This window comes from Rhizobium mongolense subsp. loessense (genome assembly GCF_900099775.1).
GTDB lineage: Bacteria > Pseudomonadota > Alphaproteobacteria > Rhizobiales > Rhizobiaceae > Rhizobium > Rhizobium loessense.
This window is the reverse complement of the sequence record NZ_FMTM01000003.1, coordinates 586,238-609,590: the sequence shown is the minus strand read 5'-3', so window position 1 is coordinate 609,590 and position 23,353 is coordinate 586,238. Positions and strand designations below refer to the sequence as shown.

The 23,353-nt window shown below is 60.9% G+C and carries 28 protein-coding genes; 17 read left to right on the top strand and 11 right to left on the bottom strand.

Features of this window, described 5'->3' with window-relative positions; genetic code table 11:
- Positions 1–17 precede the first annotated feature (17 nt).
- The 5 genes from fumC to BLP23_RS14250 all read left to right on the top strand — a co-directional run bounded on the left by fumC (position 18) and on the right by BLP23_RS14250 (position 5,400).
- Positions 18–1,409, top strand: a complete 1,392-nt coding sequence (fumC, locus tag BLP23_RS14265; protein WP_092585452.1) for a class II fumarate hydratase — start codon at positions 18–20, stop codon at positions 1,407–1,409.
- A 154-nt stretch (positions 1,410–1,563) separates the two neighbouring features.
- A complete protein-coding gene (locus BLP23_RS14260; protein WP_139187062.1) occupies positions 1,564–1,785 on the top strand; it encodes a hypothetical protein in 222 nt (73 codons plus the stop codon).
- A gap of 364 nt (positions 1,786–2,149) precedes the next feature.
- A complete protein-coding gene (locus tag BLP23_RS14255; RefSeq protein WP_092585450.1) occupies positions 2,150–3,757 on the top strand; it encodes a fumarate hydratase in 1,608 nt (535 codons plus the stop codon).
- A 9-nt stretch (positions 3,758–3,766) separates the two neighbouring features.
- Positions 3,767–4,105, top strand: a complete 339-nt coding sequence (locus BLP23_RS33690) for a hypothetical protein (protein ID WP_167363887.1) — start codon at positions 3,767–3,769, stop codon at positions 4,103–4,105.
- 227 nt (positions 4,106–4,332) lie between these two features.
- Complete coding sequence (locus BLP23_RS14250) at positions 4,333–5,400, top strand: GGDEF domain-containing protein (RefSeq protein ID WP_092585449.1); 1,068 nt, start codon at positions 4,333–4,335, stop codon at positions 5,398–5,400.
- Between the two features lie 24 nt (positions 5,401–5,424).
- On the opposite strand, the gene BLP23_RS14245 is transcribed toward BLP23_RS14250, so the two are convergent.
- Together BLP23_RS14245 and BLP23_RS14240 are read right to left on the bottom strand one after the other, a co-directional pair.
- Complete coding sequence (locus BLP23_RS14245) at positions 5,425–6,036, bottom strand: pyridoxamine 5'-phosphate oxidase family protein (protein ID WP_092585448.1); 612 nt, start codon at positions 6,034–6,036, stop codon at positions 5,425–5,427.
- Between the two features lie 49 nt (positions 6,037–6,085).
- Entirely contained in the window at positions 6,086–7,039 is a 954-nt protein-coding gene (locus tag BLP23_RS14240; RefSeq protein ID WP_092585447.1) for an alpha/beta hydrolase, read from the bottom strand.
- Positions 7,040–7,084: 45 nt separating this feature from the next.
- Between BLP23_RS14240 and BLP23_RS14235 the strand changes: the two genes are divergently transcribed.
- Positions 7,085–7,552 (top strand): MarR family winged helix-turn-helix transcriptional regulator, encoded by a 468-nt coding sequence (locus BLP23_RS14235; RefSeq protein ID WP_092585446.1) that lies wholly within the window; start codon positions 7,085–7,087, stop codon positions 7,550–7,552.
- 2 nt (positions 7,553–7,554) lie between these two features.
- Here the strand turns inward: BLP23_RS14235 and BLP23_RS14230 are convergent, their stop codons facing one another.
- Complete coding sequence (locus tag BLP23_RS14230) at positions 7,555–8,745, bottom strand: low temperature requirement protein A (RefSeq protein WP_092585445.1); 1,191 nt, start codon at positions 8,743–8,745, stop codon at positions 7,555–7,557.
- 29 nt (positions 8,746–8,774) lie between these two features.
- Complete coding sequence (locus BLP23_RS14225) at positions 8,775–9,149, bottom strand: gamma-butyrobetaine hydroxylase family protein (protein ID WP_092585444.1); 375 nt, start codon at positions 9,147–9,149, stop codon at positions 8,775–8,777.
- Between the two features lie 115 nt (positions 9,150–9,264).
- On the opposite strand from BLP23_RS14225, the gene moaA reads away from it, so the two are divergent.
- Positions 9,265–10,329, top strand: coding sequence for a GTP 3',8-cyclase MoaA (moaA, locus tag BLP23_RS14220; protein WP_407691789.1), 1,065 nt, complete (start codon positions 9,265–9,267; stop codon positions 10,327–10,329).
- Positions 10,330–10,348: 19 nt separating this feature from the next.
- Here the strand turns inward: moaA and BLP23_RS14215 are convergent, their stop codons facing one another.
- From BLP23_RS14215 to BLP23_RS33135, 4 genes are all read right to left on the bottom strand, one after another.
- A complete protein-coding gene (locus BLP23_RS14215; RefSeq protein WP_092585442.1) occupies positions 10,349–10,540 on the bottom strand; it encodes a hypothetical protein in 192 nt (63 codons plus the stop codon).
- A 50-nt stretch (positions 10,541–10,590) separates the two neighbouring features.
- Entirely contained in the window at positions 10,591–10,797 is a 207-nt protein-coding gene (locus tag BLP23_RS14210; protein ID WP_039845079.1) for a CsbD family protein, read from the bottom strand.
- 79 nt (positions 10,798–10,876) lie between these two features.
- Entirely contained in the window at positions 10,877–11,647 is a 771-nt protein-coding gene (locus BLP23_RS14205; RefSeq protein WP_092585441.1) for an SDR family oxidoreductase, read from the bottom strand.
- A 324-nt stretch (positions 11,648–11,971) separates the two neighbouring features.
- The gene (locus BLP23_RS33135; RefSeq protein ID WP_139187061.1) at positions 11,972–12,151 is read right to left on the bottom strand and encodes a hypothetical protein; all 180 of its coding nucleotides are present in this window, start codon (positions 12,149–12,151) and stop codon (positions 11,972–11,974) included.
- 96 nt (positions 12,152–12,247) lie between these two features.
- Between BLP23_RS33135 and BLP23_RS14195 the strand changes: the two genes are divergently transcribed.
- From BLP23_RS14195 to mobB, 3 genes are read left to right on the top strand one after another with little or no spacing between them, the layout of a single operon-like run.
- Positions 12,248–13,156 carry a DMT family transporter gene (locus BLP23_RS14195; protein WP_092585439.1) on the top strand — a complete coding sequence of 303 codons (909 nt, stop codon included), beginning with the start codon at positions 12,248–12,250 and terminating at the stop codon, positions 13,154–13,156.
- Positions 13,157–13,164: 8 nt separating this feature from the next.
- A complete protein-coding gene (gene mobA / locus BLP23_RS14190; RefSeq protein ID WP_092585438.1) occupies positions 13,165–13,794 on the top strand; it encodes a molybdenum cofactor guanylyltransferase MobA in 630 nt (209 codons plus the stop codon).
- Entirely contained in the window at positions 13,791–14,312 is a 522-nt protein-coding gene (gene mobB, locus BLP23_RS14185; protein ID WP_092585437.1) for a molybdopterin-guanine dinucleotide biosynthesis protein B, read from the top strand. Before mobA ends, mobB begins: the two co-directional genes overlap by 4 nt.
- 48 nt (positions 14,313–14,360) lie before the next feature.
- On the opposite strand, the gene BLP23_RS14180 is transcribed toward mobB, so the two are convergent.
- Positions 14,361–16,478, bottom strand: coding sequence for an OmpA family protein (locus tag BLP23_RS14180; protein WP_092585436.1), 2,118 nt, complete (start codon positions 16,476–16,478; stop codon positions 14,361–14,363).
- A 323-nt stretch (positions 16,479–16,801) separates the two neighbouring features.
- On the opposite strand from BLP23_RS14180, the gene BLP23_RS14175 reads away from it, so the two are divergent.
- From BLP23_RS14175 to BLP23_RS14160, 4 genes are all read left to right on the top strand, one after another.
- The gene (locus BLP23_RS14175; RefSeq protein WP_092585435.1) at positions 16,802–17,575 is read left to right on the top strand and encodes an ABC transporter substrate-binding protein; all 774 of its coding nucleotides are present in this window, start codon (positions 16,802–16,804) and stop codon (positions 17,573–17,575) included.
- Between the two features lie 113 nt (positions 17,576–17,688).
- Positions 17,689–18,492 carry an ABC transporter permease gene (locus tag BLP23_RS14170; protein ID WP_092585434.1) on the top strand — a complete coding sequence of 268 codons (804 nt, stop codon included), beginning with the start codon at positions 17,689–17,691 and terminating at the stop codon, positions 18,490–18,492.
- Positions 18,489–19,319: an ABC transporter permease gene (locus BLP23_RS14165; protein WP_092585433.1), complete on the top strand. Its 831-nt coding sequence runs from the start codon at positions 18,489–18,491 to the stop codon at positions 19,317–19,319. Before BLP23_RS14170 ends, BLP23_RS14165 begins: the two co-directional genes overlap by 4 nt.
- A 147-nt stretch (positions 19,320–19,466) precedes the next feature.
- Positions 19,467–19,733, top strand: a complete 267-nt coding sequence (locus BLP23_RS14160; protein WP_022715149.1) for an usg protein — start codon at positions 19,467–19,469, stop codon at positions 19,731–19,733.
- Between the two features lie 5 nt (positions 19,734–19,738).
- On the opposite strand, the gene BLP23_RS14155 is transcribed toward BLP23_RS14160, so the two are convergent.
- Positions 19,739–20,464: a DUF2270 domain-containing protein gene (locus tag BLP23_RS14155; RefSeq protein WP_092585432.1), complete on the bottom strand. Its 726-nt coding sequence runs from the start codon at positions 20,462–20,464 to the stop codon at positions 19,739–19,741.
- 124 nt (positions 20,465–20,588) lie between these two features.
- Here BLP23_RS14155 and BLP23_RS14150 point away from each other — a divergent pair, with 124 nt between their 5' ends.
- The 3 genes from BLP23_RS14150 to BLP23_RS14140 all read left to right on the top strand — a co-directional run bounded on the left by BLP23_RS14150 (position 20,589) and on the right by BLP23_RS14140 (position 22,524).
- Entirely contained in the window at positions 20,589–21,401 is an 813-nt protein-coding gene (locus BLP23_RS14150) for a class I SAM-dependent methyltransferase (RefSeq protein WP_092585431.1), read from the top strand.
- 152 nt (positions 21,402–21,553) lie between these two features.
- Positions 21,554–22,246 (top strand): glutathione S-transferase family protein, encoded by a 693-nt coding sequence (locus BLP23_RS14145; protein WP_092585430.1) that lies wholly within the window; start codon positions 21,554–21,556, stop codon positions 22,244–22,246.
- Entirely contained in the window at positions 22,243–22,524 is a 282-nt protein-coding gene (locus BLP23_RS14140; RefSeq protein WP_092585429.1) for an ArsR/SmtB family transcription factor, read from the top strand. Before BLP23_RS14145 ends, BLP23_RS14140 begins: the two co-directional genes overlap by 4 nt.
- Position 22,525: 1 nt before the next feature.
- Here the strand turns inward: BLP23_RS14140 and BLP23_RS14135 are convergent, their stop codons facing one another.
- Positions 22,526–23,344 carry an ATP-binding cassette domain-containing protein gene (locus tag BLP23_RS14135; protein WP_092585428.1) on the bottom strand — a complete coding sequence of 273 codons (819 nt, stop codon included), beginning with the start codon at positions 23,342–23,344 and terminating at the stop codon, positions 22,526–22,528.
- Positions 23,345–23,353: the final 9 nt, after the last annotated feature.

The following is a 23,353-nucleotide window of genomic DNA, read 5'->3' as shown; positions in this document are numbered from 1 at the left end:
GACAGGAAGGCATGGCTATGATCTCGACCCGTACCGAAACAGATACCTTTGGCCCGATTGACGTGGCGGACGACCGCTATTGGGGCGCCCAGGCGCAGCGCTCGCTCGGCAATTTCAAGATCGGTTGGGAAAAGCAGCCGCTATCGATCGTGCGCGCCCTCGGCATCGTCAAGCAGGCAGCCGCCAGGGTGAACATGGAACTCGGCCAGCTCGATCCGGCAATCGGCAAGGCGATCGTCGCCGCCGCTCAAGAGGTCATCGACGGCAAGCTCAACGACCATTTCCCGCTCGTCGTCTGGCAGACAGGCTCGGGCACGCAGTCGAACATGAACGCCAACGAGGTGATCTCCAACCGGGCGATCGAAATGCTCGGCGGTGTCATGGGGTCCAAGAAGCCGGTGCATCCGAACGACCACGTCAACATGAGCCAATCTTCGAACGATACATACCCGACGGCCATGCACATCGCCTGCGCCGAACAGATCGCCCACCACCTGTTACCGGCCCTGAAGCACCTGCATGCGGCCCTCGACATGAAGGTCGTCGAGTTCAACCACATCATCAAAATCGGCCGCACGCATACCCAAGACGCGACCCCGCTGACGCTTGGGCAGGAATTCTCCGGCTATGCGGCACAGGCAGGCTCCGCCATCAAGCGCATCGAGATGACGCTTCCCGGCCTTTGCGAACTGGCGCAGGGCGGCACCGCCGTCGGCACCGGGCTGAACGCGCCGGCCGGCTTTGCGGAAAAGGTGGCGGAGGAGATCGCGAAGATTACCGATATGCCGTTTGTCACCGCGCCCAACAAGTTCGAGGCGCTTGCCTCGCATGACAGCATGGTTTTCAGCCACGGCGCCATCAATGCCGCAGCAGCCGCCCTGTTCAAGATCGCCAACGACATCCGCCTGCTCGGCTCCGGCCCGCGTGCCGGCCTCGGCGAGCTGTCGCTGCCGGAAAACGAACCCGGCTCATCGATCATGCCGGGCAAGGTCAACCCGACGCAGTGCGAGGCGCTGACGCAGGTCTGCGCCCACGTCTTCGGCAATCACGCCGCCCTCACCTTCGCAGGCAGCCAGGGTCATTTCGAGCTCAACGTCTATAACCCGATGATGGCCTACAATTTCCTGCAGTCCGTCCAGCTTCTCGGCGATGCGGCTATTTCCTTCACCGACAATTGCGTCGTCGGCATCGAGGCCCGCGAGGACAATATCAAGGCCGGCCTGGAGCGTTCGCTGATGCTCGTCACCGCGCTTGCCCCAACGATCGGCTACGACAACGCCGCCAAGATCGCCAAGATGGCGCACAAGAACGGCACGACTTTGAAGGAAGAAGCACTCGCAAGCGGGCTCGTCACCTCCGAACAGTACGACGAGATCGTCCGCCCCGAACAGATGATCGGCCCGAAGTAAGCCGGCGCGAACTCGTCCACCTCCCAAACCTGTCCGGCAGACGAAGCTGATGGGCGGCTCGCTTGAAACCGGCTGCACGAAATAAAACAAAAAAGGCTCGCAGAGATCGCGAGCTTTTCGCCTTGTGATCGGTGTTGCGCTCGAGTGCAAGATCGTGGACAACCTTCCGACGAAGCTGACCGCCACCTACGTCAGCCGTGATCACGAAGCCGCTGAAGACATCGACTTCGTGGAGCGCTTGTTCCGCCTGCAGCGTGCGGTCCAGTCTGATTTGACAAGATTCGCCCGGCTGCGGTCCGGACGGGTTTTTACTGACGTGCTGCCGGAAGCTCCGGCCTCTTCAGGGAACCGGCATAGAAAACCCTGGCAGGATTAAGCCTTGCAAGGATTTCCGTGGGGAAGGCGCCGGTCAGAGAACCGCTGTTTTTGCTGAGGGCGTTTCCAGCGCCGCTGAGGATGACGAGAGCCACCGCCAGAAATGACGATGCTGAGATCTTTGCATCGTTGTATCTCTTTGCTCGGCCCGTTCGGCGTTCTGCCAGGCCCGCTTGCTGATATCTGTGCTCGCTTAAGTCCGGTTAGAAGCCGGTATAATTCACCATCCATGAACGCCGAATAATCACGCTGTGGTCGTCATGCGATGGGGGCAACGATGCCTGCTTGACGATTGCATTTGCCGTTCGGCCGATTTAGATCGGTTCCAAACTGTGCGATGCCAATTCTCAAGAAAGGTCACTTCGATGGCTGACGATCTCTTCCCGCTCGGCAAGGACACTACCCCTTACCGCAAGATCAGCAGCGGCCACGTCTCTGTCGACAGCTTCAGGGGACAAGAGATCCTGACGGTAGAACCAGAGGGCATGCGCCTGCTTGCCGAAACTGCCTTTGCCGACATCAATCATCTGCTGCGACCCGGCCACCTGAAGCAACTGGCCGCCATACTCGACGATCCGCAAGCAACCGAAAACGACCGTTTCGTCGCCTACGACCTTCTGAAGAACGCCAATATCGCTGCAAGCGGCATCCTCCCCATGTGCCAGGACACCGGTACTGCGATCATCATGGGCAAAAAGGGCCGCCGGGTGTGGACCGAAGGCGGGGATTACGCAGCACTCGCAAAGGGCGTAATGGACGCCTACGAAAAGAAGAACCTGCGCTATTCCCAGCTCGCGCCTCTCAAGATGTTCGAGGAGAAAAACACCAAAAATAACCTGCCCGCCCAGATCGACATTTATGAGGAAGGCACGGATTCCTACGATTTCCTCTTCGTCGCCAAGGGCGGCGGTTCGGCCAACAAGACCTTCCTCTATCAAGGCACGCCTTCGCTTCTGACGCATGACCGCATGATCGACTTCCTCAAGGAAAAGATCCTGACGCTGGGGACGGCAGCCTGCCCCCCCTACCATCTGGCGATCGTCATCGGCGGCACCTCGGCCGAAATGAACCTCAAGACCGTCAAGCTCGCCTCGACACGGTACCTCGACAACCTGCCGAGGGAAGGCTCCGAGAGCGGCCACGCCTTCCGCGATGTCGAGATGGAAATGGAAATCCACAAGCTGACGCAGCAAATGGGCGTCGGCGCCCAGTTCGGCGGCAAATATTTCTGTCACGACGTGCGCGTCATCCGCCTGCCCCGCCACGGCGCATCGCTTCCGATCGGCCTCGGCGTCTCCTGTTCTGCCGATCGTCAGGCCAAGGGAAGGATCACACGCGACGGCATTTTCGTCGAACAGCTGGAAACCGACCCGTCGAAGTATATGCCGGAGATCGACGAGACGAAGCTGTCGGAATCGATGGTCCGCATCGATCTCAACCAGTCGATGACTAACATCCTTGCCGAATTGACCAAGCATCCGGTCAAGACCCGCCTGTCGCTGACGGGAACGATCATCGTCGCGCGCGACCTCGCCCATGCGAAAATCCGCGAACGCCTCGAAAAGGGTGAAGGCATGCCCGACTACATGAAGAACCACCCGGTTTATTATGCCGGCCCGGCAAAGACGCCCGCCGGCTACGCCTCGGGTTCCTTCGGCCCGACCACCGCCGGCCGTATGGACAGCTATGTCGACCAGTTCCAGTCCTTCAGCGGCTCGATGGTGATGCTTGCCAAGGGTAACCGTTCCCGCGCCGTGCGCGAAGCGTGCAAGGCCCATGGCGGCTTCTATCTCGGCTCGATCGGCGGTCCGGCCGCTCGCCTGGCGCAGGATTGCATCAAGAAGGTAGACGTCCTGGAATATCCAGAACTCGGAATGGAGGCTGTCTGGAAAATCGAGGTCGTGGATTTCCCGGCCTTCATCGTCATCGACGACAAAGGCAACGACTTCTTCCAGGAGCTCAATCTCGGCTGAGTGCCATCAGTGAGCCGCCGCGGTCTTGCGCGGATCGATCCGCTGGGTGCTGGCCAGACCATTCAACGCCTGAAAATCGGCAGCGCCCAGCGATTCCTCGGCCCTTACGCTGGCGAGGATATCGGTGCGGAACGCGCCGTCAAGAAGCCGCTGTCCTGCAACAACAATGCCGAGCCGGCGACGATGGCGGCCGCAAGAATGACCGGGGACGTACGACGAGAGGTTTCCATAATCTCATGCCTTCTGTTGAACCGCTCCAGGTCCATTGAGAAGGAATGTGCACCTCGTCTACCGTTTACAACAGAGCACGTTTTCGACACCAATTGTCAACAAATCGAAGACGACTAAAGTCGTCGGAAATGCCCGCATAATTTGGGGTGTTTTTTGCGGCAAAATGCGCCAAAATATGAGAAAGACTCAGATTTTCGCCTGATTTCAATTGCCTAGTATTTCATCGTCGAGGAACCAGAATACTCACATCTAATCTTTAGTATATGTGCCTTTAATCCTTTCCCAACGAATTTAAGCTATTCAATAGAAGATTGCCTTCGAAATCTCATTGAGGAGTATGCCGAATGACTGCGGCTGCAGCGCCAAAGGCGCAGGTTCCCGACGTGGCAGGTCAGATCACCTATGCCATGCGCTCGATGGGGGTCGCGCCAATCCCGCGCAATTACGAGCTCTTCTATGAGGCTTACATCGGCTCCAACCCCGCCTTGACGCGCGATCTTGCTGCGCTTGGCAGCCAGGCGACGCAGCAAGAACTCGACGCGCTCGGCGAGCAGCACTTCACCCATTCGCCTGCCCGCGTCTTCGATGACGCTCATACGCGCATCGCCGCTGAGCTCGAAGGGCTCCTGCGCGTCCTGCGCCAGGAGCAGACCTCCCTGGAAAGCTACAACAAGCTGCTCGGCGAAACCTACAAGCGCATCAATTCCAAGAGTGCCGCGAGCGTTGAACTCATCGAAAACGCCATCACGATTCTGACCGAGGCGACCGGCGATACGATGGCGCATGGCGAAAGGACTGTCGAGAACTTCGCCCAGCGCTCGCAGGAGATGGATCGGGTCCGCAAGGAACTCGATGAATACAAGCGCATAGCCAATACCGACTCGCTGACGCGTCTTTCCAACCGCCGGGCCTTCGACGATCGCCTCGCCGCCGTCTTCGACAATCCGGCACTGAAGCCCATCACCGCGCTGGTACTTGCCGATATCGACAATTTCAAGAAGATCAACGACACCTACGGCCATCCGGTCGGCGACAAGATCCTCGCGACCGTCGCCTCCGTCATCCGCGCCAATGTCCGCCGCGATATCTTCGTCGCCCGCACCGGCGGTGAGGAGTTTGCGCTGATCGTCGACGGCAATACGCCGGAGGAAGTGATGAGCATGGCGGAGCGCATCCGCCGCACGCTCGAGGCAACCCCCTTCAAGAATTCCCGCACCCGCGTGAATTATGGCCCCGTGACCGTCTCCATGGGTGTCTGCATGGCATCGAACGCCGATGATCCGGGCGAGCTTTACTACAAGACCGACATCGCTCTTTACGGAGCAAAGAATGCCGGGCGCAACTGCTGCACCCTCTACCAGGACGGTATGCAGAAAGACTTCAGCAAGAGCTGGCTGATCTACAAGTCGTAGAAGTCACCATTCGGTGACAGCTGCCTACCACATCGTCTTTGCCGCACGGCCCGCCCACTCACGGTCATAGGTTTCGTGATCGAAATCTTCCGCCGCCGCCTTGAGCATCAGGCCGGGCGTCGGCAGCCTCGCCGGATCGGCAAAATTCTCCGGATTCCAAAGCTGAGCTCGTATAAGAGCGCGGGCGCACTGGAAATAGACCTCGTCGATTGTGATCACCACGATGGTGCGCGGATGCTTACCATCCATCTCGAAACTTTCGAGCAGCGCCTCGTCGTCCGACACCACCCCACGGCCGTTGATGCGCATCGTCGTGTTCGAACCCGGCACCAGGAACATGAGCGCAAGGCGCGGATCGCGCACGATGTTCGAAAGCGAATCAACGCGGTTGTTACCGCGCCAGTCGGGCAGATGCAGCGTCTTTTCGTCGATCACCCGCACGACACCGCCGATGTCGCCGCGCGGCGAGCAGTCGAGCCCTTCGGGCCCGACGGTCGCCAGCGCCATGAAGGGCGCAGCTTCGATCATCTGGCGGTAGAGCGGCGTCAGCACCTTGGTCACCTTGGCAAGGGACGCCTGCGTCAGGCCCCCCGCATAGATCTTGCCGAGTTCCTCAACCGTCCTGATGACTTTCATGATCGTCCTGCCCGTTCCAAAGACCGCCAATTAGCTGCCCGAAATAACGCTACAATGACGCCCGTTTGCCCGGAAGCTCAAAAAGCGGAATGATCTCAGCATCTTTTTTGATGGGATCATCGGCAAGGAAACGCCGGATCTCCGCAAGCACCGGCTCGGCGCTGACGATCCGCCGGTGGCCGAAGCCGTTGGCCCAGAAGAGCCGCACGCTCCCGCCCGAGGCGGCGTAGCGCCGCGCATGATTAGCGCTGACTTCCTTGTCGTCTTCCGCGTGGATCACCAGCATCGGGCGCGCCATTGTTGCAGCCGCCCCCCCCGCATCGAAATCCTCCAGTCTCCGGCCGGTCAGCCGGTGCACCTCACCCTCAAGCGCCGCCTGAGCCGCCTTTTGGAGGCCGACCATCCGGCCGAAGCCGGCAAACAGCCATTTCATCTCGCTCGGCGAGCCGATCGTGACGATCTTTCCGGCCGACAGCGCTTCGATTTCAGGCAGCAGGCCCGCCGCTGAAACCATCAGGGCCGCGCCGCCGAAGGAATGGCCGACTGTCGCGTCGAATGGCCCAAACCGCGCCTCGGCTGCGGCGATCGTCTGTACGGCAAGCCCCATATGCAGGAAGCGTCCGCCTGCCCGTCCGTGGCCCGGAAAATCAACGCCGATCACCTCCGAGCCGCTTGCGGCAAGCGCACCGATCAGATCGGTCATGTATTCCATGCTCGATCCCCACCCGTGCGTCACGAGGAAACGCTGCCGCCTGCCGGCAGCACCGCCGTTTATCCGGTAGGCATGCGCCCGCCGCCCACCCGCAAGGCGAAGCTCGATTCGCTCCGCCGATTGCAGGAATGCCCGGCCAGCCGCATGTGCCGCCCTCGCCTTTGCGCCCTTTGGCTTTGCGGACGGCGTCAGGCAGAACAGCCGGAATGCCGTCTTGCCCGCAAGAAGCGGTGAAACTGCCTGCAACAGCGAAAATCCGAGGCGGGTGACCTTCAGTGCAAAGTTTGGCATAGTGGGAATCCAATAATGTTCAACACTGAACAATAAAGTACAACGATGAACAAAAATCAATCCCTTCCTTGGGATCATCCGCGTTTTCGCAGCTGGATCGCCGTCGCCCGCGCCTGCCAGTTGATGCAGCAATCCTTGGGCCGCTCGCTGGCAGAGCTCGATATCAAGACCCCGCATCTCGATATTCTGATCAATCTTTATCGCTTCGAGGGCATCTCGCAGCAGGAGCTTGCCCGCAAGCTCCTCGTCGGCCGCTCGAATATGAGCATGCTGCTGCCACAGATGGAAAAACGCGGCCTGATTGAGCGCCGCGGCGACGACAAGGACAAGCGCGTGCTGCGGCTTTACCTGACACCCGAGGGCCGTAGCGTCACCGAGCGCGCCATGGTGATCCAGACCGACCTGATCGAGCGGGTGCTGTCCCCCGAGCCGATCGAGCAGTGCATGGCCATGGCAAGCTCGATGGAACGCATCATCGGCGTGCTGCAGCAGGATCTGCGCGACGAGGATTGATGTCAGTGCAGCGTGCGCCCGGCCGGCCGGCCGGCAAGCGATCTGTATTCCCATGCGGCAACGACGATCAGCACCAGCGTCGCCAGAATGCCCATCACATAGACTTCCAGCACAGGTGCCAGGAACGCCAATAGGACTAGCAGCACAAGGCCCGCGATGTGCGAAAGCGGCGCTCGCCCGCTCGTCGCGCCCTTGAACCAGAGATTGCCGACAAGGAAAAGTCCCGAGCCACCGAGGATCGCAGCCATCACGCCGACATCGCCGCTGTCGTGCGGATGCGAGAACATGAACTCGACGGCCACCGCATGCACGATGATGCCGGCCAGAATCGGAATATGCGCATAGGTGAAAGCCTGCCGCGCAAGGCGGCCCGGCGTCTCGTCATGCTCGATCCGGTGTGCGGCCCGCTGATGCCCGAACCGGAAATAGAGCCACCACATCGCGACGGTTCCGACAAAACCCGTGACGAAAACGACGGTCGTTAGACCGGAAAACGGCAGCTCCGAAAAGGTGCGGCCGGAAACGAGGATCGCTTCGCCGAGGCAGATGATGATGAACAGCGCGCAACGCTCCGCCATATGGGCGCCCGAGACATCCCAGTCCGCCGCCGTCGACTTGCCAAGCCCCGGCACGAAGAAACCTGAGGCCGGGCCTGCGTAATCGATGAGGAGCGCGATAATCCATGTAATCAGCCGCCCCTCATGGTCCAGAAAACCGCCGGCGATCCAGAAAACGCCGGCAACCGCAAGCCATGTGCTGATGCGGATGAAGTTCAGATAGTTCGAGCGACCGGCATCCTTCATCGCATAGAGCGCAAAGAACGAGCGTCCGACCTGCATCAGCACGTAGGCAGCGGCAAAAAGCAGTCCCTTGTCGCCGAAAGCTTCGGGAATCGAGGCCGAAAGCACCAATCCGAGCAGCATCAGAGCAACGAGCATGCCGCGCACCGGCATCTTTTCCGGATCGAGCCAGTTCGTTACCCAGGCGGTAAAGACCCAGACCCACCAGACGGCAAAGGTCATCAGCGCCGCTTCGACTGCGCCGAGCGGCGTGTAGTGGGCCGCCAGCGCGTGGGAAAGCTGGGAAATGGAAAAGACGAACACCAGGTCGAAGAACAGCTCGAGAAAGCTGACCTTGCTGTCGGCCGGACTTCCCTTCGAACGCAGCCAGTTTTTACCTGTGGTCCCCGCCATTTCCCCCCCCCTTTATGGCTGTTGATCGCTCAGCGCGGCTTTTCCGCGACGTCGCGGCTCATGCCCTTTTCGCCGAGTTCCTTCTCGTATTCTGCAAACAGCTCTTGCCCACGCTCGCCGAGCTCGCGCAGATAGATCCAGGTGAAGATGCCCGTATCGTGCATGTCGTCGAAGCCGATGCGCACGGCATAATTGCCGGTCGGCGTCATCGAGATGATCGCAACGTTGCGCTTGCCGGGAACCGTCAACTTCTGCCCCGGCCCATGACCCTGGACTTCTGCCGAGGGCGAAAGCACGCGTAACATTTCGGCCGAAAGATCAAAGCTCTGGCCGTCGTTGAAGGTCACGGTCAAACGCTGCCGGTCCTTCGAGACACGCAGTTCAGTAGGCCAGATATCGCTCATCGCTCCCTCCAATTGTCACAGAGCAGTAGGCAATCGAGCATTTCGAGGCAAGCTCAATTTACCGTGCGTCCCCCGCCTTTCCCTTGACGGTGCAGCTACATCTGTCCACATTACCATGACGACGGAGGTATTGGTGAACAGCAACGTTGGAACGATAGCAAGCGCATCGCCGCTAGTGGCAGATGCGGCCCCGATGATCGACCCCTTTGGACGGGCGGTCACTTATCTGCGCGTCTCCGTCACCGACCGCTGCGATTTCCGCTGCACCTACTGCATGGCGGAAAACATGACATTCCTGCCGAAGAAGGACCTTCTGACGCTGGAAGAGCTGAACCGGCTCTGTTGCGCCTTCATCGCCAAGGGCGTGCGCAAGATCAGGCTGACCGGCGGCGAGCCGCTGGTGCGCAAGAACATCATGTTCCTCGTCCGCGAGCTCGGAAAGAGGATCGGCTCCGGCCTCGAGGAACTGACGCTGACGACCAACGGCTCCCAGCTTGCCCGCCATGCGGAGGAGCTCTACGACTGCGGCGTGCGCCGCATCAACGTCTCGCTCGATACGCTCGACCCCGACAAGTTCCGCAAGATCACCCGCTGGGGCGACTTTGCCAAGGTCATGGAAGGCATCGACGCGGCGCAGAAGGCCGGCTTGAAGATCAAGCTCAATGCGGTCGCGCTCAAGGATTTCAACCAAGCCGAGATACCGGACATGCTGCGTTTCGCCCATGGCCGCGGCATGGACCTCACCGTCATCGAAACCATGCCCATGGGCGAAATCGACGAGGATAGAACCGACCAGTATCTGCCGCTCTCCGAGCTTCGCGCCGATCTCGAACGGCAGTTCACGCTAACCGATATCGGCTACAAGACCGGCGGTCCGGCACGCTATGTCGAAGTCACTGAGACCGCCGGCCGTCTCGGCTTCATAACGCCGATGACGCATAATTTCTGCGAAAGCTGCAACCGGGTCCGCCTCACCTGCACGGGCACGCTCTATATGTGCCTCGGACAGAACGATGCCGCCGACCTCCGCTCTGCATTGCGCGCCACGGACGACGACGGCCTGGTCTGCGCCGCGATCGACGAAGCGATCACCCGCAAGCCGAAAGGCCACGACTTCATCATCGACCGGACCCACAACCGCCCGGCGGTCTCCCGCCACATGAGCGTCACCGGCGGGTGACTGCTTCCATTAGAACGCCTCAAGCAGCGCCGGCAGGATCGCCGATCGGCAACAGTGCCGGATCCACAGGCGACGGATCGTCGGGAGTCTTGTCGTCTGAGGGGGCATGATCCGGTTTTAACGGCGGCTTTTCCTGAACGCGGTCGGGCGCGTCCGGGGTCGGTGCGGGACCACGCGGCGGTTCAGTGGAATCTGGAACATCTTCCGGCATGATGTGTCTTCTTTTTCTTGAGGGAAGCCCGGCGAGAGCCGGGCTAATGCTCAATGCCAGGTCTGACGCTCATACCAGTCGTCGACCTCGCGATGGATGCGATCCTTGGCAATGCCGTAGCGCTCCTGAATCTTGCCTTCAAGCTGCTCGCGGCGGCCCGCAATCTGGTCGAGATCGTCGTCAGTGAGCTTGCCCCACTGTTCCTTGATCTTACCTTTCATCTGCTTCCAGTTTCCTTCGACACGATTCCAATCCATCTTCCTTCTCCTCTTTACCTGGACATGAATGGAAAACGCCAACAGCTCGGGTTTGTTCAAATTTTTAGACAGGAAGCCGCTACGTGCGATTGATCGAAACGCCGCCGTCGGCGAGCATTGTCGAACCGGTGACGAAGCTCGCCATATCCGAGCCCAGGAAAAGCGCCACCTTGGCGATTTCTTCGGGCTGGGCGACCCGCTTCAGCGCGTGCAAAGCTTTGACGAAGGCGATCGTCTCCGGCGTGGCGTCGGGAAAGTTGATCGGATTTGCCTGCGTGTCGACGCCACCGGGAAGCAGTGCGTTCACCCGCACATTCTTTGGGCCCAATTCAACCGCGAGCACCTGCACGAGCCCCACCAGCCCCGCCTTCGCCGCCGCATAGGCGCCCATGCCGGGCATGCCCACCGTATGACCAACGAAGGTCGAGGTAAAAATGATCGACCCGCCGCCGCGCTTAGTCATCGCCGGCGCCTGATGCTTGGCGGCAAGAAATCCGCTTGTCAGGTTGAGATCGACGGTATCGCGCCAATCGCCGAGCGAGATATCGGCAAGCGAGCCATAGGCGCCGGTGCCGCCCGCATTGTTGAAGGCGATGTCGAGGCCCCCGAAACGCCTTGACGCCGTTTCCACAAGGGCTCGATGCAGTTCCTCGTCGCGTATATCGCCTGCAACGGCAACCGCCTCTCCGCCGTCTGCCTCGATCTCCGCGACGAGCATCTCCAATTCTGCCTTACGCCGTGCCGTGACGACGAGTTTCGCGCCCTTAGCGGCAAAGAGTTTGGCCGCGGCGCGGCCGATACCGGCGCTGGCGCCGCTGACGATTGCGATCTTTCCATTCAGGCTGTTCATGCCGGACTCCGTTTATTGCTGAAGATCAAGTTCGGCACTCAGATCGCAAAACCGTGCGGCTGCATCCACCCGTTTCCTGCGCCCGGAAGAAACAAAAAACCACGGACGGTCGAGGGCGGGTTCCAATTCTGCCGGTGGCGGCACTATCAGGCGACCCACCCGCGTTCCCAGCCACCTCTCCCTCCGGCTCACGCCTGTGGAACCGCTCGATCTTGTCCGAAAGCATGTCGAGGCGCTGGCGCAGGCGTGGATCGAGGCATTGGTTTCGCCGACCATCGCCGAGTTCTGCTATCGTGACGAGTTCGACGTCGTGCACCGCCCGGCTCACGTCCTGGATACCGTTCGATCGTCGCCGAGCCCCGCGATCAGGACGACCCGCGGAACGACGAACAGAAGCACTTTCGTGACAATGCGGGTGGCGAAGGCCGTGGCAACAGAAAGGATTTGCCTTGCAAAACCGGGGCTTGCGCCACCAAACTCGGCATCGCGCTGCTTATGGTGCACCGCGCAATCGATTTATTTTGGATGTGACTTTCATTCGATTCCCTTGATGCGCGATCCCCTCTAAAAGGACGGCACGAAAATCAGGAATCTCTTTTCATGCCGCGGTCTCGCAATACCCAGGGCGCAATCTTCATGAGCTTGGCCATGGCCGGCTTTTCCTCTAGCGACGCCCTCTCCAAGTCGGTCATCAGCTATATGAACGCTGGCGAAATCATTTTTATCCGTGGCGTCTTCACCAGCATTCTCGTCTATCTGATCGCCCGCCATCTAGGGGCGCTGCGCTCCTGGCGCGTCGTGCTGAAGCCGATTATCATCGTGCGCGTCATCTGCGAAGTTCTTGCCGCGGTCTTCTACATCACGGCACTGGGCATGATGCCGATCGCCAATGCCTCGGCCATCCTGCAGTCCCTGCCGCTCGTCGTGACATTCGGAGCAGCACTCTTCTTCCGCGAGCCAGTCGGCTGGCGGCGCTGGTCGGCGATCCTGGTGGGCCTTTTCGGCGTCATGATCATCATCCGTCCCGGTCCCGAAGGCTTCACACCCGCAGCTCTTCTTTGCGTCGCCAGCGTGCTGGTGACGGCGGGGCGCGATCTTGCAACCCGCTCCATCGATCCTGAAATTCCCTCGCTAATGGTGACCGTCGTCACCGCGATGTCGGTCGCCTTCTTCGGCGCACTCCTCATGCCGGCGCTCGGCGGCTGGCGGCCCGTCAGCCTCACTTCGCTTTCGCACCTGCTGCTCGCTTCCGTCCTGGTGCTGATCGGCTATCAATCCGTGATCCTCGCAATGCGCACCGGCGAAGTCTCCTTCGTCGCGCCCTTCCGCTATACGAGCCTGATCTTCTCCGCACTTCTCGGCGTGTTCTTCTTCGCCGAGGTGCCGGATTTCTGGACGCTCTGCGGGGCTGCGGTTGTCATCGCGTCCGGCCTTTATACTTTCTATCGCGAGGCCAAACGCCGCGTGCCGCCGATGGCGCAGGAATCCGAGCCGAGAAGCCCCGTCTGAGAACCACCATGGCCGATTTTTCCCTGCATAATACCAATATTCCCGGCGTCATCCTCGCCGGCGGCCGCTCGACGCGCATGGGGCAGGACAAAGCCTCCGTCATGCTCGGTGGCCGCTCACTGCTTGATCATGCCATCTCGCGGCTTGCCCCGCAGGTCTCGACAATTGCGGTGAATGCCGACAGCGAGCCGCAATGCGGCCTGCGCTTCATTCCGGATATCGTCCCCGGCAAGGTGGGACCGATGGCCGGCATCCATGCCGCAATGGCGCATGCGGCCACGCTTCCGGGCGTCAGCCATGTCGTGACCGTTTCGATCGACAGTCCTTTCTTCCCGGCAGAGCTGGTCGCAGATTTCGCCGCCGCAATCGATTCCCCGGCAAAAATCGCGATCGCCGCCTCCGAAGGCCGCCCCCATCCCGTCTTCGGCCTTTGGCCGGTTTCACTGCGGGACGAACTCGCCGGCTGGATCGCAACGGACGAAAAGCGGCGCGTGCGCGACTTCCTGTTACGGCATAACGTTGCGGAAGTTGCCTACCCGCTGCATCCGACGCGAGCCAGCCTGCTCGACCCTTTCTTCAACATCAACACGCCGGACGACTTGGTGGAAGCCGAGCGCTGGCTGCAGGTGCTGTCATGACTGGACCACGTATATTCGGAATCGCCGGCTGGAAGAATTCGGGCAAGACGGGCCTTGCCGTACGTCTCGTCGAGGAGTTCACCCGCCGCGGCTACCGTATCTCTACGATCAAGCACGCCCACCACGATTTCGATATCGACAAGGTCGGCGCCGACAGCTACCGCCACCGGCAGGCTGGTGCGCATGAGGTGACGATCGTCTCCGGCACCCGTTACGCCATCATGCATGAGTTGCGCGGAGCCCCCGAGCCCGCCTTCGAGGAAATCCTCGCACGCCTCGCTCCCTGCGACCTGGTACTGATCGAAGGCTACAAGCGCGAACCGATCCCGAAGATCGAAGCCCGCCGCCTGGAAGCGGCCAGGCGCGATCTGCTGGCGCCGACCGATCCACATATCTGCGCCATCGCCGCGGACCATCCCATCACGGACACGGACCTGCCGGTCTTCAATCTCGATGACACGACAACGATTGCCGATTTCATCGCCGCCAAGATCGGACTTTCTCCGGCTTGCAAATAGAAAAAGCCGCCGCGCTAGCGACGGCATTTTCTCCTCGATCTGATTATATTACTGGTTCGACGCGACCGGGCGAACCAGAGCCGTGACGCGACGGATGGTCACGCGGCGGTTTTCCTGTTCCGGGCCATCCACATTGACCTTCAGATAGCGCTCGCCATAACCCTGCGTCGCAAGGTTTTCCGGCGGAATGCCATAGACATCCGTCAGCACGTTGGCGACCGATTCGGCACGCTGGTCCGAAAGGACGAGATTGCTCTCGTCCGAGCCGACAGCATCGGTATGGCCTTCGATCAGGAAGGTCTCGCTCTGATCCTTTTGAAGCACCTCGTTCATTGCATCCGCAACCTTGCGCAGGCTCCGGGCCTGGCTCATCGGGATCTCGGCGCTACCCGTCGCGAAAGTAATCGTATCGAGGTCGATACGACGGACCTTGTCGCGGATACGGGCCGAATACTTCACTTCGTTCAGCGAATAGACGCGCTCAACGGGTTCCACGGGCGGCTCGCTCAGGAACTCGTAGTAATCGCGATCCGGATTGCTGCTTGTGTCGATGATGTAGTCGCGGACCGGGATTCCCAGCCGCATCGGCGGCAAATCCGCGCCCGGATCCTCGAAGTAGCCGCGGTCCGGATCATCGTAGAGCTCCGGCGAATAGTAGAGAACATATTCGCGGCCGGAGCTGTCGATGCGCGAACGCTGAATGATATCACCATAGCGGTTGCGGATGGTCACGATGCGATAACCTTCCGGGCGCTCGATCGTCTCCCGGTAACGGTCCCGCGAAAGCTGCTCGTAAAGCGGCCGTTCGCCGTCCCTGAGGAAGCGGCGGTCGTCATCGCTGCGCACCACAATCCGGTTGTTGTACTGTATGATGGTGCGGTTGTCGTCACCCTCGTAACGCTCGACGCGCGCACCTTCCGGGCTCATGAACTCGGGCCTGCGGTCAAGCCTGCGGCCCTCTTCACTCGTCACCGCCTCGAACTTCACCGGTGGACGGCGCTGGCCTTCCGGCGCGAGCTGCGCATCGGCATCGGATTTCGGGGCGGCGATGACCTGCTGCTCTGCGGCGCGCAGGCGATCACGTTCACGCCGTCCGCCGCGGCCGGAAGTCCGGTCCGCATCCTTGTCGCTGTCGAGCACGGCGGCACCGTTCTCGACCGGCAGGACAACGGTCTCGTTGCTCTTGCTCGGATCCTCGGCGATCTGCTTGCGGCGATCGAGCTCTTCCGGCGTCACCTTCTCAGGAGCAGGAATTGCCTGTTCTGTCGGTTGCGCATCACCGGTCGGCTGTTCGCCAGTCGGCGCTACGGGCTGGACAGGAACCTGCTCGCCCTGCTGTTGCAACGGCTCGCCACCTTCGGCAGGCTTCTGTGCCTCGCCCGGCTCTGCGGGAACAGGCGGTTTTTTGGGTGCCGGAGATTCTGCGGGCACAGGAGCCTTCTCGGGTGCCGGCGATTCCTGCGGAACGGCTGCCTTGTCTTCGGCCGGCTGCTGCTTGGGCTGAGCTTCTTTCACGGGCTTGCGGCCGGGTTTTGCCGCGGGCTGCTGCTCACCTTCGGTTGCTTGCTGCTGCCGCTTGCGCGGACGCTGCTGCTCGGGCTGCGCCTCTTCGGTCTGCTGTTGAAGCTCGTCAGCCTGCGGCTGGGCTTCACCCTGCTGGGGCGCTGTTTCCTCCTGTGCAGGCTGCTGCTCGCGCTGCTTGCGTCGCGGCCGCTCTCGATTCTGCGCTGGCTGTTGTTCCGGCGCAGCCTCAGGCGCTACCTGCTCCTGCTGTGGCTCGGGCGCGGCCTGTTCCGGTGCGGCTTGACGCTTCTTGCGTCGGGGCTGTTCCTCGCTCGGCTGAGCCTGCTGTGCTTCGGGAGCCTGCTCGGCTTCGGATGCTGCCTTGCGCTGCTTGCGGCGCGGCGCTTCCTCTTCAGCCTGCGGCGCCTCCTGCTGGGGTTCTGCCTCAGGCTGCTCTGCAGGCCGCTTGCGTTTTTTCTTCAGAAGTTCTTCATCGGAAGGCGCGGCGTCTTGCGCGACCTCGTAGCTGCCGCTGATCACCTGTGGAGTGGGTCGCATGCCACTTCCACCGGCTGCGGTCGCTGCATGGGCCGGCGACATAGCCAGCGACAGCGAAAGCAGCGGGAAAGCGGCGCTGGCAAACAATCTTGATTTCATGCCCATAGGGTTCCTCGTCTTCTTGTTGAGCCTTTTGGAACACCCGCAGGGCGTCCCGGCGCTTGTGGGCGGACTCAGGATCAAATCGTCCAAATCCGAATTTGTTCCCCTCGTTTTAGGAAGCCGGTTATTAACCCGGTATGAATGCTGCGGTTCGGTTCCGTTCATCTTTGCCACAGTTTGCACCGCACCATTGCGCTGCGATTCCAGTTGCAATTTGCAGCAAAAAGGTTTGATTATCGCGCCAAGGCGGTGCCCCGTGCCCGCCGCATTCAGGTCGCTGGCGGATAAGAAGAAGACGCAGCGGCCAACCAACAGAGAGGATCCTTATGCGTATCTCCACCCGCTTTCTCGCAGCTGCTTCACTCGCAGCGCTGTCGCTTTTCGCAGGTTCGGCAATGGCCGACGGCGAGAAGTACGTGATCGGCACCGACTCAACCTACCCGCCCTTCGAATTCGTTGACGCGAGCGGCGAGATCAAGGGCTTCGACATCGACATCGCCAAGGCGCTCTGCGCTGAAATGAAGGCCGAATGCACCTTCGTCAGCGCCGACTGGGACGGCATCATTCCGGCGCTGCAGGCCAAGAAGTACGATATGATCGTTTCGTCCATGTCGATCACGCCGGAGCGTCTGAAGCTCGTCGACTTCACCAACAAGTACTACAACACGCCGCCGGCTATCGCCGTGCCGAAGGACTCGACGATCACCGACGTCGCCGGCCTGAAAGGCAAGACGATCGGCGCACAGACCTCGACGACGCACGCCAACTACGCCGAAAAGCATCTTGCCGACACGGAGCTCAAGCTCTATCCGACCGCCGACGAGTATAAGCTCGACATCTCGAGCGGCCGTATCGACGCCGCCATCGACGACGTCGTCGTTCTCTCCGAATGGATCAAGTCGGAAGCCGGCGCCTGCTGCAAGATCCTGACGACGCTTCCCGTCGACAAGGAAATCAACGGCGAGGGCGCCGGCATCGCCGTGCGCCAAGGTGACCCGCTCAAGGACAAGCTGAACACCGCGATCGCAGCGATCCGCGCCAACGGCAAGTACAAGGAAATTCAGGACAAGTACTTCGACTTCGATGTTTACGGCGAATAAGAAAACTTGTAACTGACCGGCAAAGATGGTGGCGGAAGGCTTGCTCTTCCGCCATTTTTGTTTGACAACCATGGAAAGATCAAAACGGCATAAGCCGTGAGGGGAAACTTGGCATGGGCGGATCGTTTTCCGCGCCGGGCTCGTTCTGGGCCTGGATAGGATATATCTTTGATCCGCTCTGCGGACCTGCCGGCGTTTTCACCTGGTTCGGGCAATCGACCATCCTCGCCTGTGGCGATGCAGGCTGGGGCGACGAAATCGCGCTCGGCCTGAAGACCACCGTCAGCGTGGCGCTTCTGACGCTTCCCGTCGGCCTCATCATCGGCTTCTTCATCGCGCTTGGCCAGCAATCGGAAGAAAGGTCGGTGCGCCTTGCGTCGGGCATCTACACCACGATCTTCCGCGGCCTGCCCGAGCTCCTGACACTCTTCATTATCTATTACGGCCTGCAGATCCTGATCCAGTCGGTGCTCACCTCCTTCGGTTACGAGCAGCGGGTGGAGATCAACGCCTTTGTCGCCGGCATGATCGCTCTCTCGGTGGTCTTTTCCGCCTATTGCGCGGAAGTGCTGCTGTCGGCTTTCCGCGCCATTCCGAGGGGCCAGTACGAAGCCGGCTATGCGCTAGGCCTCCATCACGGCCGCACGCTGGGCCTGATCGTGCTGCCGCAGTTGATCCGCATCGCCCTGCCCGGCCTCACGAACCTTTGGATGATCCTGCTCAAGGACACCTCCTACGTCTCGATCATTGGCCTTGCCGACATCCTGCGCCAGACCGGCGTCGCCGTCCGCGTCACCAAGCAGGCTTTCTTCTTCTACATCATCGCCTGCGGCCTCTATCTCGCGCTTGCGATCATCTCGTCGATCGGTCTCAGCTATATCGAACGCTGGGCGAAGCGCTCTGAGGCCCGCCGATGAGCTATGCGCAAACCCTCATCCCGCCGCAGCCGGCGCCGAAGGAAATCGTCAAGCCGATAACGGCCACGCGCGTCGTCGGCTCGCTCCTCGTCCTTCTGTGGGCGCTGCTTGCCGCAAGCCTCATCTACATGGTGATCGCCGGCTGGGACGTGGACAAGTTCACGCACTACGGTCCGCGCTACCTGCACGGACTGATGACGACGATCGTCCTGGTGACGATCTCCGTCATCTTTGGCGCAGCACTTTCCCTGCCGCTCGCCTTTGCGCGCATGTCGAAGAACAGGATCATCGGCACGCTTGCCTATTGCTACGTCTACGTCTTCCGCGGCACGCCGCTCTTGGCACAGCTCTTTCTGATCTACTACGGCCTCGGCGGCTTCCGCGCGCAGCTCGAAGCCGCCGGCCTCTGGTGGTTCTTCCGCGACGCCTGGTATTGCGGCCTTTTCTCGATGACGATCAATACCGCCGCCTATCAGGCCGAAATCCTGCGCGGCGCCATCGAAAGCGTGCCGCGCGGCCAGCATGAGGCCGCGTCAGCACTCGGCATTCACAAGGCCGTCGCCTTCCGCAAGATCGTTTTGCCGCAGGCGCTCATCGTGGCGCTGCGCCCCTATGGCAATGAAATCATCCTGCTGATCAAGGGCTCTGCCGTCGTCGCCATCATCACCGTTCTCGATCTGATGGGCGAAACCCGCTACGCCTTCTCGCGCACATTCGACTACCAGACCTATCTCTGGGCGGCGATCTTCTATCTTTCGATGGTCGAAGCGCTCCGGCATTTCTGGAACTGGATCGAGCGCCGCCTGACACGGCATCTGAAGCGCTGACCACTTGGCAGCACTCCCATACGAGCGCTGCCAAGTCATTGAAATCAAAAACGAATAGCCTTTTCTTTCCACATCTGTCAAGCTTGCGTTAATCGAGGCGTGTTTCCATTCGTGCAAACGTGACATGGGAACGAAACCGAGGCTGAGATGAACAAGGATTTCGAAAAGCAGATTCAGGGATATGGGCTGACGACCGCCCACATTCTCTATCACCTGCCGGATCACCCGGCGATCCTCCAGACCTACATCTGGCAGGAATACGATCTTGCTCCAGATTTTCCCGAAATGCGCGGCTTTCTGAAGTTCTGGCAGGAAAAACTGGACGGCCCGCTGCATTCGGTGCGCTACATCCACCGCAAGCTGATTTCGGCAACGGAATGGCGCGCCCTCAAGGGCGAGTTCATTTTGCATTGAGGCGGCTAGACATGCGCCTCACCATGAATGAACTCGCCTCTGTCGGGTTCCCGGCGTAACACGCCGTAGAGGATGGCGAGATAGAAGGCCACCACGAAGGCAATCACCACGAGCCCCGGAAGCGGCCCGAGCACGGCATTGTCGATCACATAAGTCCAGGAGTGTGCCTGTGCCAGCGCGCTGCCCGCGGTCTGCAGTTTCGGCGTCGTGATCTTCAGCGCCCAGGCAAGCAGCATAATGAGATACATCCAGCTGTAATTGCGCCGTAGCCGGCGCTGGACGGCATCCGCATAGGTCAGCAGGAACGTCGGCTTGCGCAGGCTGCTTGCGACCACCGGGCCCCAATCGCGCGCGGAATTCGCCTCCGGCGACAGGATCTGCGCGAAATAGTTTTTCTCGACCTGCCGGACGCGGGCCCGGTAGATATCAAAGAACCGGTAGCGCCTCGCCTCGATCAGCAAGAGCAGCGAGATCAGCATTATTCCGAAGAGAAGCACGCCATGATGGGCAGTCGGCGTCGACAGCGAGAGGGAGAGCAATGCCGCGACCACCGTGATCGCCCAGTTCGACGTCCGGTCGATGCGATCCCGCCAACTCGTCATGCGTCCGAGTTCGCCGCGATAATAATGCGCGAGCGTATTGGTGATTTCGACCGGCGTCAGCGGCAGCGGCGGCGTCGCCTCCTTCCGGGCGCTCTCGTCAAGGCCGGGTTTGCTGATGTCCGTCGTCATGGCATTCCTCCCTTTCCTTCTTACTGAGATCTCCATTTCGCATTCTGCGCCTCCAAGGCCGCCATTGCAAAAGGCGGCCAGCCGCCTTAGAGCCTTGCCTGAACTTAAAAAGGTGGTGACGGTAATGGCAAAGAAGATCGACGAGGATGCGCTTGCGGAAGCCTATAACCGCGCCCTTGCCCTTGAGAAGGCCGGTGACATCGACGCTGCCGTGAAGGCCTATGAGGAAGTGCTGGCGATCGACCCCGAAGACCACGGCGGCGCGGCCGTCCGCATCGCCTCTATGGGCCGCGGCGAAACGCCGGTCAGGGCGCCCGATGCCTATGTCGAAACCCTTTTCGACCAGCATGCCGAAGTTTTCGAGGACGTGCTTGTAGAGCAGCTCAGCTACCACGTCCCCATGCTGGTCCGCCAGCGCCTGCAGGAACTGAAGCTCCATCCTTTCAAGCGCATGCTCGACCTCGGCTGCGGCACGGGGCTCACGGGCGGCACGCTGCGCGACCTGTGCGAGGAGATGACGGGCATCGATATTTCCGAAAACATGGTCGAGATCGCCCATGAGAAGGATGTCTACGAGACCCTCTTCGTCGCCGAGGTCGAGGACTTCCTCGACGACAACGACGAAGACCCCTTCGACCTCATCACCGCAACCGACGTGCTGCCCTATCTCGGCGCCCTGGAGGCGCTCTTCTTCGGCGCCGCCGAAAACCTGACGCCCGGTGGCCTTTTCGTCTTCTCGTCCGAGACGCTCCAGCCAACCGACGGCCGCCTTTACGCCGTCGGTCCGCACCAGCGCTTCCTGCACGCCGAGGCCTATATCCGCGACCGCCTGACTGCGACCGGCTTCGACCTCGTGGAGATGACCGAAATCAACGTCCGCATGCAGGAAGGTCAGCCCAGTCCGGGACATCTGGTGATCGCACGGTTGGCCGGCTGAGCGCACCATCCTTCAAGGTAACTGCGTTCGCTTTATGAGCATCTAGCGCTGCATCGGATACTTACCCAACCAGGAAACCATTTCTTGCGGCCCACCCCGCAACCTGATACTTAGCCATTCAGTAAACTTTCCGATCACTGAAGGCTCGATCCATGTCGCTCGTTCTTTACGGACATCCCCTCGCCTCCTTCTGCCACAAGGTGTTGATCGCGCTTTACGAGAACGGCACGCCTTTCGAAAACCGCACCGTCGATCTGGCCGATGAAACGTCGAGCGCCGATCTCTTCCGCTTTTGGCCGGTCGGCAAGATGCCGGTCCTGCGCGACGAGGCGCTGGACAGCACGATCCCCGAGACGAGCATCATCATCGAATATCTCGATCGACATTACCCCGGCCCTATCCGCCTGTTGCCGGACGATATCGACCGGGCGCTTCGCGTCCGCCTCTGGGACCGCTTCTTCGATCTCTATGTGCAGACGCCGATGCAGAAGATCGTCACCGATACGCTGCGGCCGGACGGCGGCAAGGATCCGCATGGCGTGGAAGAGGCACGCGGCATGCACGCAACGGCCTACGGCATGATCGAGCAGCAGCTTGGCAGCAACCAGTGGATCACCGGCGACAGCTTCACGATGGCCGATTGCGCAGCGGCACCAGCCCTCTTCTATGCCGAAACGCTCGTTCCCTTCGGCGACGACCAGCCGAAGCTCCGCGCCTATTACGAACGCCTGCTCGAGCGGCCGTCCTTTGCGCGGGTGCTGAAGGAGGCGCTGCCTTACTTCAAGTTCTATCCGTACAGTCACCAGCTCCCCGAGCGCATCCGCAGCGAAATGCCCTCCGAATGATCATGGAACCCGCCGCCCTCGACCGGATTTTTCACGCTTTGTCCGACCGCAGCCGTCGCGGCATGGTCGATCGCCTCGGCCGCGGCCCTGCCTCCGTCATGGAGCTGGCAAAGCCTCTCTCCATGACGCTGCCGACAGTCATGAAGCATCTGAGCGTGCTGGAATCGAGCGGTCTCGTGCTGTCCGAAAAGGCCGGCCGCGTCCGCACTTACCACCTGCAGCAGGAGGCGCTTGGCCACCTCGATCGCTGGATTTCCGAGCGAAATCGACAAAGCTAATCTAACGCGCCGCTTGCTTGCCGAGGATTGCCGAAAGCAGCTTGCCCTCCAGTTCGGCGAGTTCGGCATCGCCGTGCCTGCGCGGATGCGGATAAGGGATCGCCAGATCGAGCGCGATCCGCCCTTCATCGAGCACGATCACCCGGTCGGCCAGATGCACCGCCTCGCTGACGTCATGCGTCACCAGTACGGCTGTGAAGCCGAGTTCGCGCCAAACGCGATTGACGAGTTCCTGCATGCTGATGCGTGTCAGCGCATCCAATGCCCCGAGCGGTTCGTCAAGCGCCAGCACGCCGGGCTTACTCACCAGCGCCCGGGCCAGCGCTACGCGCTGCCGCTGGCCGCCAGAAAGCCGTGACGGCCATTCCGAGGCCTTCTCGGCAAGCTGCACTTCGGAGAGCACCGCCGCTGCTTTTGCCAGTGCCAACCGCTTCTCCACCTTGTCGCCGAGCCCCACGGCGACATTCTCCGCCACGCTCAGCCACGGCAGCAGGCGCGGCTCCTGGAAGACGATGCGCGCGTTCGCCTGGCCCTCGGCACCGGCGGTATTTTCGAAGACCAACTCACCGGCCGTCGGCTGATCGAGCCCCATGAGGATCCGAAGCAGCGTGCTCTTGCCGCAACCGCTCTTGCCGATCACCGCGATGAACTGGCCCGCCGGAATGTGGAGGTTGATGCCGCGCAAAACCCGGTTGCCGCTGAAACTCTTCTCAAGGCCCGTCAGCGTGATCGAAGCGGCACCGGCTGGCGCAACGGCCGCTTCCGTCCCGTATCGCGGCTCAAAAGCCCCCTGGAAGCGCTCATGCGTGATGACGGTCATTGCGTTCTC

Excerpts from the sequence above, each read along its gene's own strand:
- BLP23_RS14165 (WP_092585433.1), top strand. The coding sequence starts at position 18,489 with ATGAGCTATGCGCAAACCCTCATCCCGCCGCAGCCGGCGCCGAAGGAA.
- BLP23_RS14245 (WP_092585448.1), bottom strand. The coding sequence starts at position 6,036 with ATGAAAGTCATCAGGACGGTTGAGGAACTCGGCAAGATCTATGCGGGG.
- BLP23_RS14250 (WP_092585449.1), top strand. The coding sequence starts at position 4,333 with ATGACTGCGGCTGCAGCGCCAAAGGCGCAGGTTCCCGACGTGGCAGGT.
- mobB (WP_092585437.1), top strand. The coding sequence starts at position 13,791 with ATGACTGGACCACGTATATTCGGAATCGCCGGCTGGAAGAATTCGGGC.
- BLP23_RS14140 (WP_092585429.1), top strand. The coding sequence starts at position 22,243 with ATGATCATGGAACCCGCCGCCCTCGACCGGATTTTTCACGCTTTGTCC.
- BLP23_RS14195 (WP_092585439.1), top strand. The coding sequence starts at position 12,248 with ATGCCGCGGTCTCGCAATACCCAGGGCGCAATCTTCATGAGCTTGGCC.
- moaA (WP_407691789.1), top strand. The coding sequence starts at position 9,265 with ATGACGACGGAGGTATTGGTGAACAGCAACGTTGGAACGATAGCAAGC.
- BLP23_RS14240 (WP_092585447.1), bottom strand. The coding sequence starts at position 7,039 with ATGCCAAACTTTGCACTGAAGGTCACCCGCCTCGGATTTTCGCTGTTG.
- BLP23_RS14210 (WP_039845079.1), bottom strand. The coding sequence starts at position 10,797 with ATGGATTGGAATCGTGTCGAAGGAAACTGGAAGCAGATGAAAGGTAAG.
- BLP23_RS14135 (WP_092585428.1), bottom strand. The coding sequence starts at position 23,344 with ATGACCGTCATCACGCATGAGCGCTTCCAGGGGGCTTTTGAGCCGCGA.
- BLP23_RS14230 (WP_092585445.1), bottom strand. The coding sequence starts at position 8,745 with ATGGCGGGGACCACAGGTAAAAACTGGCTGCGTTCGAAGGGAAGTCCG.
- BLP23_RS14150 (WP_092585431.1), top strand. The coding sequence starts at position 20,589 with ATGGCAAAGAAGATCGACGAGGATGCGCTTGCGGAAGCCTATAACCGC.
- BLP23_RS14225 (WP_092585444.1), bottom strand. The coding sequence starts at position 9,149 with ATGAGCGATATCTGGCCTACTGAACTGCGTGTCTCGAAGGACCGGCAG.
- BLP23_RS14170 (WP_092585434.1), top strand. The coding sequence starts at position 17,689 with ATGGGCGGATCGTTTTCCGCGCCGGGCTCGTTCTGGGCCTGGATAGGA.
- BLP23_RS14180 (WP_092585436.1), bottom strand. The coding sequence starts at position 16,478 with ATGGGCATGAAATCAAGATTGTTTGCCAGCGCCGCTTTCCCGCTGCTT.
- BLP23_RS14215 (WP_092585442.1), bottom strand. The coding sequence starts at position 10,540 with ATGCCGGAAGATGTTCCAGATTCCACTGAACCGCCGCGTGGTCCCGCA.
- BLP23_RS14175 (WP_092585435.1), top strand. The coding sequence starts at position 16,802 with ATGCGTATCTCCACCCGCTTTCTCGCAGCTGCTTCACTCGCAGCGCTG.
- BLP23_RS14235 (WP_092585446.1), top strand. The coding sequence starts at position 7,085 with ATGAACAAAAATCAATCCCTTCCTTGGGATCATCCGCGTTTTCGCAGC.
- mobA (WP_092585438.1), top strand. The coding sequence starts at position 13,165 with ATGGCCGATTTTTCCCTGCATAATACCAATATTCCCGGCGTCATCCTC.
- BLP23_RS14145 (WP_092585430.1), top strand. The coding sequence starts at position 21,554 with ATGTCGCTCGTTCTTTACGGACATCCCCTCGCCTCCTTCTGCCACAAG.
- BLP23_RS14155 (WP_092585432.1), bottom strand. The coding sequence starts at position 20,464 with ATGACGACGGACATCAGCAAACCCGGCCTTGACGAGAGCGCCCGGAAG.
- BLP23_RS14255 (WP_092585450.1), top strand. The coding sequence starts at position 2,150 with ATGGCTGACGATCTCTTCCCGCTCGGCAAGGACACTACCCCTTACCGC.
- fumC (WP_092585452.1), top strand. The coding sequence starts at position 18 with ATGATCTCGACCCGTACCGAAACAGATACCTTTGGCCCGATTGACGTG.
- BLP23_RS14205 (WP_092585441.1), bottom strand. The coding sequence starts at position 11,647 with ATGAACAGCCTGAATGGAAAGATCGCAATCGTCAGCGGCGCCAGCGCC.
- BLP23_RS14160 (WP_022715149.1), top strand. The coding sequence starts at position 19,467 with ATGAACAAGGATTTCGAAAAGCAGATTCAGGGATATGGGCTGACGACC.